Below are 11,974 nucleotides of genomic sequence, written 5' to 3' on the forward strand. Positions count from 1 at the left end.
GCAATTAAAGATTAGAGCCGAACAACTATGCCTTTTACACTTGGTCAACGCTGGATCAGCGATACAGAAAGCGAACTTGGATTAGGAACCGTCGTTGCCGTCGATGCGCGCATGGTTACCCTCCTCTTCCCTGCTACCGGTGAAAACCGCCTGTACGCCCGCAATGACTCCCCTGTGACCCGCGTAATGTTCAATCCGGGCGACACCGTGACCAGCCACGAAGGCTGGCAGCTAAAGGTTGAAGACGTAAAAGAAGAGAATGGACTGCTCGCCTACATCGGAACGCGTCTTGATACCGAAGAGACGAACGTCATCCTGCGTGAAGTGCTGCTCGACAGCAAACTGGTGTTCAGCAAGCCGCAGGACCGCCTGTTTGCCGGGCAAATCGACCGTATGGATCGCTTCTCCCTGCGCTACCGCGCGCGTAAGTTCCAGAGCGAACAGTACCGCATGCCGTGGAGCGGCCTGCGCGGTCAGCGCACCAGCCTGATCCCCCACCAGCTGAATATCGCCCATGACGTGGGCCGTCGCCATGCGCCCCGCGTGCTGCTTGCCGACGAAGTGGGCCTGGGTAAAACCATCGAAGCGGGCATGATCCTGCACCAGCAGCTGCTCTCCGGCGCTGCCGAGCGCGTGCTGATTGTCGTGCCGGAAACGCTGCAACACCAGTGGCTGGTGGAGATGCTGCGCCGCTTTAACCTGCGCTTCTCCCTGTTCGACGACGAGCGCTATGCCGAAGCGCAGCACGACGCGGACAACCCGTTTGAAACCGAACAGCTGGTGATCTGCTCGCTGGATTTCGTGCGCCGCAGCAAGCAGCGCCTTGAGCATCTGTGCGATGCCGAATGGGACATGATGGTCGTCGACGAAGCGCACCACCTGGTGTGGAGCGAAGATGCCCCAAGCCGCGAATATATGGCGATTGAACAGCTTGCCGAGCGCGTGCCCGGCGTCCTGCTGCTGACCGCAACGCCGGAGCAGCTCGGTCTGGAAAGTCACTTCGCCCGTCTGCGCCTGCTCGATCCAAACCGTTTCCACGACTTCGCTCAGTTCGTGGAAGAGCAGAACAACTACCGTCCTGTTGCGGATGCCGTCGCGCTGCTGCTGGCGGGTAAACGTCTCTCAAACGACGAACTTAACACTCTGAGCGATCTGATTGGCGAGCAGGAGATCGAACCGCTGCTGCAGGCCGCGAACAGCGACAGCGAGAATGCGGGATCCGCGCGTAAAGAGCTGATCGACATGCTGATGGACCGTCACGGCACCAGCCGCGTGCTGTTCCGCAACACCCGTAACGGCGTGAAAGGGTTCCCGAAACGCGAACTGCACACCATCAAGCTCCCGCTGCCGACGCAGTATCAGACGGCGATTAAAGTCTCCGGCATTATGGGCGCGCGCAAAACTCAGGAAGAGCGCGCGCGTGACATGCTCTACCCGGAACAGATTTATCAGGAATTTGAAGGCGATACCGGCACCTGGTGGAACTTCGACCCGCGCGTGGAGTGGCTGATGGGCTACCTGACCGCGCACCGCTCCCAGAAAGTGCTGGTGATCTGCGCCAAAGCTGCCACCGCGCTGCAGCTGGAACAGGTTCTGCGCGAGCGCGAAGGCATTCGTGCCGCCGTGTTCCACGAAGGCATGTCCATCGTCGAGCGCGACCGCGCGGCGGCGTGGTTCAGTGAAGAGGACAGCGGCGCGCAGGTGATGCTGTGCTCCGAAATCGGTTCTGAAGGGCGTAACTTCCAGTTCGCCAGCAATCTGGTGATGTTCGATCTGCCGTTCAACCCGGATCTGCTGGAGCAGCGTATCGGCCGTCTGGATCGTATCGGCCAGGCGCATGATATTCAGATCCACGTGCCGTACCTGGAAAAAACCGCTCAGTCCGTGCTGGTGCGCTGGTTCCACGAAGGTCTGGATGCGTTTGAGCATACCTGCCCGACGGGCCGCACCATTTATGACCAGGTGCATGGCGATCTGATCGGTTACCTGGCCGCACCGGAAAATACCGACGGTTTTGACGATCTGATTAAATCCTGCCGCGAGAAACATGAAGCGCTGAAGGCGCAGCTTGAACAGGGGCGCGACCGCCTGCTGGAGATCCACTCCAACGGTGGCGAAAAAGCGCAGGCGCTTGCCGAGAGCATTGAAGAACAAGATGACGACACCAGCCTGATCGGCTTCTCCATGAACCTGTTCGACATTGTCGGGATTAACCAGGACGATCGTGGCGAGAACCTGATCGTGTTAACCCCGTCAGACCACATGCTGGTGCCCGATTTCCCGGGCCTGCCGGAAGATGGCTGTACCATCACCTTCGAGCGTGACGTGGCGCTGTCCCGCGAAGATGCTCAGTTCATCACCTGGGAACACCCGCTGATCCGCAACGGGCTGGATCTGATCCTCTCCGGTGATACCGGCAGCAGCACCATCTCCCTGTTGAAAAACAAGGCGCTGCCCGTAGGCACGCTTCTGCTGGAGCTGATCTATGTTGTGGAAGCGCAGGCGCCGAAACAGCTTCAGCTCAACCGCTTCCTGCCGCCAACGCCGGTGCGTTTGCTGCTGGATAAAAACGGTACGAACCTGGCAGGACAGGTGGAGTTCGAAAGCTTCAACCGCCAGCTGAGCGCGGTGAACCGCCATACCGGCAGCAAGCTGGTGAACGCGGTGCAGCAGGACGTGCACGCCATTCTCCAGCAGGGCGAAATCCAGATCGAAAAAGCGGCCCGAGACCTGATTGACGCCGCGCGCAATGAAGCCGACGAGAAACTGTCTGCCGAGCTGTCCCGTCTGGAAGCGTTAAAAGCGGTCAACCCGAACATCCGCGACGACGAACTGGCGGCAATTGAAAGCAACCGTCAGCAGGTGCTGGAAAGCCTGAATCAGGCAGGCTGGCGTCTGGATGCCCTGCGTCTTATCGTTGTGACGCATCAGTAAACGGAGCGCAAGATGGTGATGGAGCCGTATAATCCGCCGCAGGATCCCTGGCTGGTCATTCTGTATCAGGATGAACACATTATGGTGGTCAATAAACCGAGCGGCCTGTTGTCCGTGCCGGGCCGTCTGGATGAGCACAAAGACAGCGTGATGACGCGCATTCAGCGCGATTATCCGCAGGCCGAGTCCGTCCATCGCCTGGACATGGCCACCAGCGGCGTGATTGTGGTGGCGCTGAATAAAGCAGCGGAGCGCGAGCTGAAGCGTCAGTTCCGCGAGCGCGAGCCGAAGAAGCAGTATGTTGCCCGCGTCTGGGGCCACCCGGCGCAGGCGGAAGGGCTGGTGGATTTACCGCTGATTTGCGACTGGCCGAACAGGCCAAAGCAGAAGGTGTGTTATGAAACCGGCAAGGCCGCGCAAACCGAATATGAAGTGCTGGAGTACGCGCCGGATAACACCGCGCGCGTCCTGCTTAAGCCGATTACCGGACGTTCACACCAGCTGCGCGTGCATATGCTTGCGCTGGGTCACCCGATTCTGGGTGACCGCTTCTACGCCCCGCCGGAGGCCCTGGCGTTAGCGCCACGCCTGCAGCTCCATGCGCAGACGCTCACCATCACCCACCCTACTTTCGGTAACGCGATGACGTTTAAAGCCCCGGTGGACTTCTGAAAAAAAAGCCCGACATTGTCGGGCTTTTTCTTATTTGAAACCTTTCTTCTCTTTAATGAGCTCGTACGCCTTCTGGATTTCCTGCGCTTTTTGCTTCGCCATCTCCATCATTTCCGGCGGTAAGCCTTTCGCCACCAGTTTGTCAGGATGATGCTCGCTCATCAGCTTACGGTAGGCACGTTTAATCGTGGTTTGATCGTCCGTGGGCTTCACGCCAAGCACGTTGCAGGCATCTTCCAGCGTCGGGCCACGCTGCGCCTGCTGCCATGCACCGCCGGAAGACTGCTGGTGATAGCCGCCGCCAAACTGGGCACCGCCCTGCATCATGCGCAGGAACTGGTCAAACTGCATACGGGAGATACCCAGCTCTTCCGCAATAACGTACAGGACATCGCGTTCATTGGGGTGAAGCGAGCCGTCGGCAAACGCCGCCTGGATTTGGATTTCCAGAAACATCCGAATTAAATCAAAACGTCCGAAGCAGATGCTACGGAACTGGCGCATCTTTTCACGCAGCGGATAGTTATCCGATTTACCGATGCGAAACGCATTCTGCGCCGCCAGGCGGGACTCACCATGCAGGTTCATGCGATCCATAAAAACGCTGGCAATTTGAATATCCGCTTCGGTCACGCGGCCTTTGGATTTGGTTAAGTGCCCCATGACCTCAAAGGTGGTGGAGAAAAAGAGCGACTGGCGCTCGCGCTGATTGGCAAACCAGGCCATTTTGCGGCTGCGTGCCTTATCAAACATATGGCCAATGATAAGCCCAAGCACAATTCCCCAGAACCCGGCACCCATGATGATGGCGAACGCAACGCCGATTATTTTACCCCAATACTGCATATACTCCCCGGATAGTCATATTCCCTGCCGACGCAACGTCATCATCACAGTGTTCAAGCCACGGTCAATTGAAGGACATCGCCTATAATTTGCTTTATCATACTCGTCATTCGATAGCGAGCCTAACACTCTGGCGCGCAAACGGGCAGGATTAACGCTGGTACTGCGCTGATGAGTAAGATAGTCTCTGAGCGTTTGTAAGCCGTAGCCACTGATGACGGAACAATAAAATATAACGTATGAAAAAACGTATCCCCACCCTCCTGGCCACAATGATTGGCTCCGCCCTGTACAGTCAACAGGGGCTGGCGGCCGATCTCGCCTCGCAGTGTATGCTTGGCGTCCCAAGTTATAATCGCCCACTGGTGGAGGGCGATACAAATAGCTTGCCGGTAACCATTACTGCCGATAGCTCCAAAGGTACTTATCCTGACAATGCCACGTTTACGGGCAATGTGGATATTAACCAGGGCAATAGCCGCCTGCAGGCTGATGAAGTGCAGTTGCACCAGAAGCAGCCGGAAGGCGCGGTCGAGCCGGTACGAACGGTGGATGCGCTGGGTAATGTGCACTATGACGACAATCAGGTCATCCTGAAAGGTCCGAAAGCCTGGTCAAACCTGAATACCAAAGATACTAACGTCTGGGAAGGTGATTACCAGATGGTGGGTCGCCAGGGACGCGGTAAAGCGGACCTGATGAAACAGCGCGGTGAAAACCGCTATACGATTCTGGAGAATGGCTCCTTTACATCATGTCTGCCGGGTTCAAATACCTGGAGCGTGGTCGGGAGCGAAGTTATCCATGACCGTGAAGAGCAGGTCGCAGAGATCTGGAACGCACGCTTTAAGCTGGGTCCGGTGCCGGTATTCTACAGCCCTTATCTCCAGCTTCCCGTGGGTGACAAGCGTCGCTCGGGCTTCCTGATCCCGAATGCCAAATACAGCACCTCGAACTACTTTGAGTTCTACCTGCCGTATTACTGGAACATCGCGCCCAACATGGACGCCACGATCACGCCGCATTATATCCACAAGCGCGGCAACATCATGTGGGAAAACGAGTTCCGCTATCTGACTCAGGCCGGTGCTGGCCTGATGGAGCTGGATTATCTGCCGTCGGATAAGGTCTTCCAGGATGAGCACCCTACAGAAGGCGATAAACACCGCTGGCTATTCTACTGGCAGCATGCCGGAGTGATGGATCAGGTGTGGCGCTTTAACGTTGACTATACCAAAGTTAGCGACTCATCTTATTTTAACGACTTCTCGTCTAAATACGGTTCGAGCACGGATGGCTATGCAACGCAGAAGTTCAGCGTAGGCTATGCGGTGCAGAACTTTGATGCAACCGTCTCAACCAAGCAGTTCCAGGTATTCTCTGACCAGTCCACGCCTACCTATGGTGCAGAGCCGCAGCTGGACGTTAACTGGTATCAGAATAATGTAGGTCCATTCGACACCCGGGTTTACGCTCAGGCGGTACATTTCGTGAACACGGATTCGGACATGCCGGAAGCTACGCGTGTTCACCTGGAGCCGACGATCAATCTGCCGTGGTCTAACGACTGGGCAAGCCTGAATACCGAAGCCAAGCTGATGGCGACGCACTATCAGCAAAAAAATATTGATAATTACAACACCACGAACAATGCGCATCTGGAAGAGTCGGTTAACCGAACGCTCCCGCAGTTCAAAATGGACGGGAAGCTGATCTTCGAGCGTGATATGGGCCTGCTGGCGGATGGTTATACCCAGACGCTTGAGCCGCGTATGCAGTATTTGTACGTGCCGTACCGCGATCAGAGCAAGATTCAGAACTACGACTCGTCTTTACTGCAGTCTGACTACAGCGGCCTGTTCCGCGATCGTACTTACGGCGGTCTGGACCGTATCGCATCCGCTAACCAGTTAACGACCGGCGTCACAACACGCGTTTATGATGATGCCGCCGTTGAACGTTTTAACGTTTCTGTTGGTCAAATCTACTATTTCACCGAGTCACGTACCGGTGATGACAACATTCAGTGGGAGAAAGACAACAAAACGGGATCGCTGGTATGGGCGGGAGACACGTACTGGCGCATGACTGACCGTTGGGGCCTGCGTGGTGGTGTGCAATATGACACTCGCCTCGATAATATCGCCACAAGCAGTGCCGCTATTGAGTACCGTCGCGATGAAGACCGCATGGTACAGTTGACGTATCGTTATGCCAGCCCGGAATATATTCAGGCAACATTGCCTTCTTATGCAGGCGCAGAACAGTATAAAGACGGCATCTCGCAGGTTGGTGGTGCAGCAAGCTGGCCTATCGCCGACCGCTGGTCAATCGTAGGCGCTTACTACTTTGACACCAACGCGAATAAGCCAGCGGACCAGATGGTAGGTCTGCAATATAACTCCTGCTGTTACGCGCTGCGCGTCGGTTACGAGCGTAAGCTTAACGGCTGGGACACTGTAAACAATCAGAGCAAATACGATAACGTGATTGGCTTTAATGTCGAACTGCGCGGCCTGAGCTCCAACTACGGCCTGGGCACGCATCAGATGCTGCGTTCGAACATTCTGCCGTACAGTAGTTCTTTGTAATGTGCTTGATTTACAACGTAATCCGCTTTGCGGTTAATTGAAATGGAAAAAGTATGAAGAACTGGAAAACGCTGCTGCTTGGTGTCGCTATGGTTGCGAATACCAGCTTCGCGGCCCCCCAGGTTGTTGATAAGGTCGCCGCTGTCGTTAACAACGGCGTCGTGCTCGAAAGTGACGTTGATGGTCTGATGAAATCCGTGAAGCTCAATTCGGGCGAAGCGGGTCAGCAACTTCCGGATGACGCCACGCTGCGCCACCAGATCCTGGAGCGTCTGATCATGGATCAGATTATCCTGCAGATGGGTCAGAAAATGGGTGTGAAGGTGACTGACGAGCAGCTCGATCAGGCTATCGCTAACATTGCAAAGCAGAACAACATGTCGCCGGACCAGATGCGCAGCCGTCTGGCCTATGACGGCATCAGCTACGCTACCTACCGTAACCAGATCCGTAAAGAGATGCTGATCTCGGAAGTGCGTAATAATGAAGTCCGTCGCCGCGTTACCATCCTGCCTCAGGAAGTGGATGCGCTGGCAAAACAGGTGGGCAACCAGAACGATGCGAGCACAGAGCTGAACCTGAGCCACATTCTGATCCCACTGCCAGAGAACCCAACGTCAGATCAGGCTGCTGAAGCAGAAAGTCAGGCACGTTCAATTGTCGACCAGGCGCGTAACGGCGGCGACTTTGGCAAGCTGGCTATCACCTACTCTGCTGACCAACAGGCCCTGAAAGGCGGCCAGATGGGCTGGGGACGTATCCAGGAGCTGCCATCTATCTTTGCTCAGGCGCTGAGCACGGCGAAGAAAGGCGATATCGTCGGTCCAATCCGTTCAGGGGTGGGCTTCCACATTCTGAAAGTGAACGATCTGCGCGGTCAGAGCCAGAATATCTCCGTGACTGAAGTTCACGCTCGCCACATTCTGCTGAAGCCGTCACCGATCATGACTGATGATCAGGCACGTGCGAAGCTGGAGCAAATTGCCGCAGATATTAAGAGCGGTAAAACGTCGTTTGCCAATGCAGCGAAAGAGTTCTCTCAGGATCCTGGCTCTGCGAACCAGGGCGGCGATCTGGGCTGGGCGGCTGCGGACATTTACGATCCTGCCTTCCGCGATGCGCTGATGAAGCTGAATAAAGGCCAGATCAGTGCCCCGGTTCACTCTTCATTTGGCTGGCATCTGATCGAACTGATGGACACCCGCAACGTGGACAAAACGGATGCGGCGCAGAAAGACAGAGCCTACCGTATGCTGTTTAACCGTAAGTTCTCCGAAGAAGCGGCAACCTGGATGCAGGAACAGCGCGCCAGTGCTTACGTGAAAGTCCTGAGCAACTAATGAAACAGCATCGTGTTGTTATCACTCCCGGCGAACCCGCCGGGATTGGGCCTGACCTCGTTGTCCAGCTCGCCCAGCGCAGCTGGCCAGTAGAACTGGTTGTTTGCGCGGATGCAACACTGTTACAAGACCGGGCGAATCTGCTCGGTCTGCCCTTAACGCTCATCCCTTACGTTGAAGGCCAACAGCCCGTACCACAGCAGGCCGGTACGCTCACTCTTCTTTCTGTTCCCCTTCGTACTCCCGTTGTTCCAGGCCAGCTCAGCACGGAAAATGGCCACTACGTCGTGGACACCCTTGCCCGCGCCTGCGACGGTTGCCTGAAGGGCGAATTTGCCGCTCTGATCACCGGCCCCGTGCATAAGGGCGTCATCAACGAAGCGGGCATCCCTTTTACCGGGCATACGGAGTTCTTCGAAGAGCGCTCGCACAGCCCGAAAGTGGTGATGATGCTGGCGACGGAAGCGATGCGCGTTGCTCTCGTGACCACCCATCTACCGATCAAGGCCATTCCTGATGCCATCACCCCGGAACTGCTGCGGGAGATCATCGGGATCCTGCATCACGATCTGCAGACAAAATTCGGGATCCCGCAGCCGCATGTGCTGGTCTGCGGCCTGAATCCGCACGCGGGTGAAGGGGGTCACATGGGCACCGAAGAGATCGACACCATTATTCCGGTGCTTGAAGAAATGCGCGCCAAAGGGATGAATCTCAGCGGGCCGCTGCCTGCGGACACCCTTTTCCAGCCAAAATACCTGGATAATGCCGACGCCGTCCTCGCGATGTACCACGATCAGGGTCTGCCCGTGCTAAAATACCAGGGCTTTGGCCGCGGGGTGAATATCACCCTCGGTTTACCCTTTATTCGAACGTCCGTTGACCACGGCACTGCGCTGGATCTGGCAGGCCAGGGGAAAGCGGATGTCGGCAGTTTTATTACGGCGCTTAATCTCGCCATCAAAATGATTGTTAATACTCAATGACTAATCGAGTCCATCAGGGCCACTTAGCCCGTAAACGCTTCGGGCAAAACTTTCTCAACGATCAGTTCGTGATCGACAGCATCGTCTCTGCTATTAATCCGCAGAAGGGTCAGGCTATGGTCGAAATCGGCCCGGGCCTTGCCGCACTGACCGAGCCGGTAGGCGAACGCCTCGACGAGCTGACCGTTATCGAACTGGACCGCGACCTGGCCGCACGCCTGCAAACGCACCCGTTCCTCGGACCAAAGCTGACCATCTATCAGCAGGATGCCATGACCATGAACTTTGGCGAACTGTCGGAAAAAATGGGCCAGCCGCTGCGCGTGTTCGGCAACCTGCCGTATAACATCTCCACGCCGCTAATGTTCCACCTCTTTAGCTATACTGATGCCATTGCCGACATGCACTTCATGTTGCAAAAAGAGGTTGTTAACCGTCTGGTTGCAGGGCCGAACAGTAAAGCGTATGGTCGTTTAAGCGTGATGGCACAATATTACTGCAACGTGATCCCGGTACTCGAAGTACCGCCATCAGCGTTCACGCCGCCACCGAAAGTAGATTCTGCGGTTGTGCGCCTTGTGCCGCACAAAACGAAACCGTATCCGGTTAAAGATCTGCGTGTACTGAGCCGCATCACCACGGAAGCCTTTAACCAGCGCCGTAAAACGATCCGTAACAGTCTGAGCAATTCGTTTACCGTTGAGGTGTTAGCAGAGCTGGGGATCGACCCGGCAATGCGTGCGGAAAACATTTCCGTAGAGCAGTACTGCAAGCTGGCTAATTACATCAGCGAAAATGCGCCGCCGAAGGAGAGTTAAGCCATGATTGATTCGCCCCGCGTATGTGTCCATGTACAAAGCGTCTATGTTGAATCGCAATCCTCGCCGGATGAAGAGCGTTTTGTCTTTGCTTACACCGTGACCATTCGCAATCTGGGGCGGATGCCCGTGCAGCTGCGCGGGCGCTACTGGCTTATCACCAACGGCAATGGCCGCGAAATTGAAGTTCAGGGTGAAGGTGTGGTCGGTGAACAGCCCCACATCGCCCCTGGCGAAGAGTATCAGTACACCAGCGGCGCGGTCATTGAAACGCCGCTGGGTACCATGCAAGGCCATTATGAAATGGTCGACGTCGATGGCAATGTGTTCCGCGTTGCTATTCCTGTGTTCCGTCTCGCCGTAACCACACTCATTCATTAATCTAATGTCTACATATCTGATTGGCGACGTTCACGGTTGCTACGATGAACTGATCGCATTGTTAAAACAGGTCGACTTTACGCCAGGACAGGACACGCTCTGGCTGACGGGCGATTTAGTCGCGCGTGGTCCGGGCTCGCTTGAGGTTTTACGTTTCGTCAAATCTCTGGGCGACAGCGTGCGCATGGTGCTGGGCAATCACGATCTTCACCTGTTGGCCGTATTTGCCGGGATCAGCCGCAACAAACCTAAAGATCGCCTCTCTCCCCTGCTGGATGCGCCAGACGCGGACGACCTGATTAACTGGCTGCGCCGCCAGCCTTTACTGCAGGTCGATGAGGAGAAAAAGCTGGTCATGGCTCATGCCGGGATCACCCCGCAATGGGATCTTGAGACGGCTAAAACCTGCGCGCGTGACGTTGAGGCGGTGCTGGCGAGCGACTCGTACCCCTTCTTCCTTGATGCCATGTACGGCGATATGCCGAATCACTGGAGCGAGGATCTCAGCGGTCTGGCCCGCCTGCGCTTTATTACCAACGCTTTTACGCGCATGCGTTTCTGCTTCCCGAACGGGCAGCTGGACATGTATTCCAAAGAGACGCCGGAAAGCGCGCCTGCCCCGCTCAAACCGTGGTTTGCCATTCCTGGACCCGTGACAAGCGAGTACAACGTCGTCTTTGGCCACTGGGCTGCGCTGGAAGGAAAAGGCACGCCGGACGGGATCTACGGTCTGGATACCGGATGCTGCTGGGGCGGAGAGTTGACCTGCTTACGCTGGGAAGATAAAACTTACTTTGTTCAGCCGTCCAACCGACAGCTGGACTTAGGGGGAAGTGAGGCCGTTGCCTCCTGAATCATTCCCTCTCCCGGGCGGGAGAGGGACATCACTTAACGACGTTCCAGAATCTCGAAGCAGTAGCTGTGGGAGTTCTGTGCATCCGCGTCGTGGAACTCGCTGAATACCGATTCCCACTCGTCCGGATCGTAATCCGGGAAATGGGTGTCCCCTTCCACTTCCGCATCAATGTGGGTCAGATACAGCTTCTGCGCCTTAGGCAGGAACTGCTCATACACGCGGCCGCCGCCGATCACCATGATCTCTTCGGCGTCACCGCAGGCGGCAATCGCTTCATCAACGGACTTAACCCATTCGACGCGATCGTCAGTGCCCGGCTGGCTACTGATAACGATATTCTTACGGCCCGGCAATGGACGACCAATCGACTCCCAGGTCAGGCGGCCCATCACTACCGGCTTGTTTAACGTAGTACGTTTAAACCATGCGAGATCGGCAGGCAGGTTCCACGGCATGGCATTTTCCATACCGATAACGCGGTCCACCGCCAGCGCTGCAATCAGACTGATCATTGAAAATTTCCCGGATGCAAAAAATTGCCGCCACTATA

The 11,974-nt window shown here is 56.0% G+C and carries 10 protein-coding genes; 8 read left to right on the forward strand and 2 right to left on the reverse strand.

Annotated elements, in window-relative coordinates; all coding sequences use genetic code 11:
• The first annotated feature begins 27 nt into the window (after positions 1-27).
• Positions 28-2,934: an RNA polymerase-associated protein RapA gene (gene rapA, locus A6013_RS18690; protein ID WP_069733560.1), complete on the forward strand. Its 2,907-nt coding sequence runs from the start codon at positions 28-30 to the stop codon at positions 2,932-2,934.
• A gap of 12 nt (positions 2,935-2,946) precedes the next feature.
• Positions 2,947-3,606 carry a bifunctional tRNA pseudouridine(32) synthase/23S rRNA pseudouridine(746) synthase RluA gene (gene rluA / locus A6013_RS18695; RefSeq protein ID WP_028015484.1) on the forward strand — a complete coding sequence of 220 codons (660 nt, stop codon included), beginning with the start codon at positions 2,947-2,949 and terminating at the stop codon, positions 3,604-3,606.
• A 30-nt stretch (positions 3,607-3,636) separates the two neighbouring features.
• Here rluA and djlA read toward each other — a convergent pair whose 3' ends face one another.
• Entirely contained in the window at positions 3,637-4,452 is an 816-nt protein-coding gene (djlA, locus tag A6013_RS18700; protein WP_028015483.1) for a co-chaperone DjlA, read from the reverse strand.
• Positions 4,453-4,691: 239 nt separating this feature from the next.
• Between djlA and lptD the strand changes: the two genes are divergently transcribed.
• The 6 genes from lptD to apaH are packed head-to-tail and all read left to right on the forward strand — an operon-like array spanning position 4,692 to position 11,421.
• Positions 4,692-7,043: an LPS assembly protein LptD gene (gene lptD / locus A6013_RS18705; protein WP_069733561.1), complete on the forward strand. Its 2,352-nt coding sequence runs from the start codon at positions 4,692-4,694 to the stop codon at positions 7,041-7,043.
• Between the two features lie 53 nt (positions 7,044-7,096).
• On the forward strand, positions 7,097-8,383 hold the full coding sequence (gene surA, locus A6013_RS18710) for a peptidylprolyl isomerase SurA (protein WP_028015481.1): 1,287 nt from the start codon (positions 7,097-7,099) through the stop codon (positions 8,381-8,383).
• The gene (pdxA, locus tag A6013_RS18715) at positions 8,383-9,369 is read left to right on the forward strand and encodes a 4-hydroxythreonine-4-phosphate dehydrogenase PdxA (protein WP_069733562.1); all 987 of its coding nucleotides are present in this window, start codon (positions 8,383-8,385) and stop codon (positions 9,367-9,369) included. Before surA ends, pdxA begins: the two co-directional genes overlap by 1 nt.
• Positions 9,366-10,187 carry a 16S rRNA (adenine(1518)-N(6)/adenine(1519)-N(6))-dimethyltransferase RsmA gene (rsmA, locus tag A6013_RS18720; RefSeq protein WP_028015479.1) on the forward strand — a complete coding sequence of 274 codons (822 nt, stop codon included), beginning with the start codon at positions 9,366-9,368 and terminating at the stop codon, positions 10,185-10,187. Before pdxA ends, rsmA begins: the two co-directional genes overlap by 4 nt.
• Before the next feature lie 3 nt (positions 10,188-10,190).
• Entirely contained in the window at positions 10,191-10,568 is a 378-nt protein-coding gene (gene apaG, locus A6013_RS18725; protein ID WP_014882505.1) for a Co2+/Mg2+ efflux protein ApaG, read from the forward strand.
• 4 nt (positions 10,569-10,572) lie between these two features.
• A complete protein-coding gene (gene apaH / locus A6013_RS18730; RefSeq protein ID WP_047367308.1) occupies positions 10,573-11,421 on the forward strand; it encodes a bis(5'-nucleosyl)-tetraphosphatase (symmetrical) ApaH in 849 nt (282 codons plus the stop codon).
• Positions 11,422-11,456: 35 nt separating this feature from the next.
• Here the strand turns inward: apaH and folA are convergent, their stop codons facing one another.
• On the reverse strand, positions 11,457-11,936 hold the full coding sequence (gene folA / locus A6013_RS18735) for a type 3 dihydrofolate reductase (protein ID WP_006173915.1): 480 nt from the start codon (positions 11,934-11,936) through the stop codon (positions 11,457-11,459).
• Between the last annotated feature and the right edge of the window lie 38 nt (positions 11,937-11,974).

Origin of the sequence: Enterobacter sp. IF2SW-B1 (genome assembly GCF_001743375.1) — a bacterium.
Classification (GTDB): Bacteria; Pseudomonadota; Gammaproteobacteria; order Enterobacterales; family Enterobacteriaceae; genus Enterobacter; species Enterobacter bugandensis.

Excerpts from the sequence above, each read along its gene's own strand:
- rapA (WP_069733560.1), top strand. The coding sequence starts at position 28 with ATGCCTTTTACACTTGGTCAACGCTGGATCAGCGATACAGAAAGCGAA.
- rluA (WP_028015484.1), top strand. The coding sequence starts at position 2,947 with ATGGTGATGGAGCCGTATAATCCGCCGCAGGATCCCTGGCTGGTCATT.
- djlA (WP_028015483.1), bottom strand. The coding sequence starts at position 4,452 with ATGCAGTATTGGGGTAAAATAATCGGCGTTGCGTTCGCCATCATCATG.
- lptD (WP_069733561.1), top strand. The coding sequence starts at position 4,692 with ATGAAAAAACGTATCCCCACCCTCCTGGCCACAATGATTGGCTCCGCC.
- surA (WP_028015481.1), top strand. The coding sequence starts at position 7,097 with ATGAAGAACTGGAAAACGCTGCTGCTTGGTGTCGCTATGGTTGCGAAT.
- pdxA (WP_069733562.1), top strand. The coding sequence starts at position 8,383 with ATGAAACAGCATCGTGTTGTTATCACTCCCGGCGAACCCGCCGGGATT.
- rsmA (WP_028015479.1), top strand. The coding sequence starts at position 9,366 with ATGACTAATCGAGTCCATCAGGGCCACTTAGCCCGTAAACGCTTCGGG.
- apaG (WP_014882505.1), top strand. The coding sequence starts at position 10,191 with ATGATTGATTCGCCCCGCGTATGTGTCCATGTACAAAGCGTCTATGTT.
- apaH (WP_047367308.1), top strand. The coding sequence starts at position 10,573 with ATGTCTACATATCTGATTGGCGACGTTCACGGTTGCTACGATGAACTG.
- folA (WP_006173915.1), bottom strand. The coding sequence starts at position 11,936 with ATGATCAGTCTGATTGCAGCGCTGGCGGTGGACCGCGTTATCGGTATG.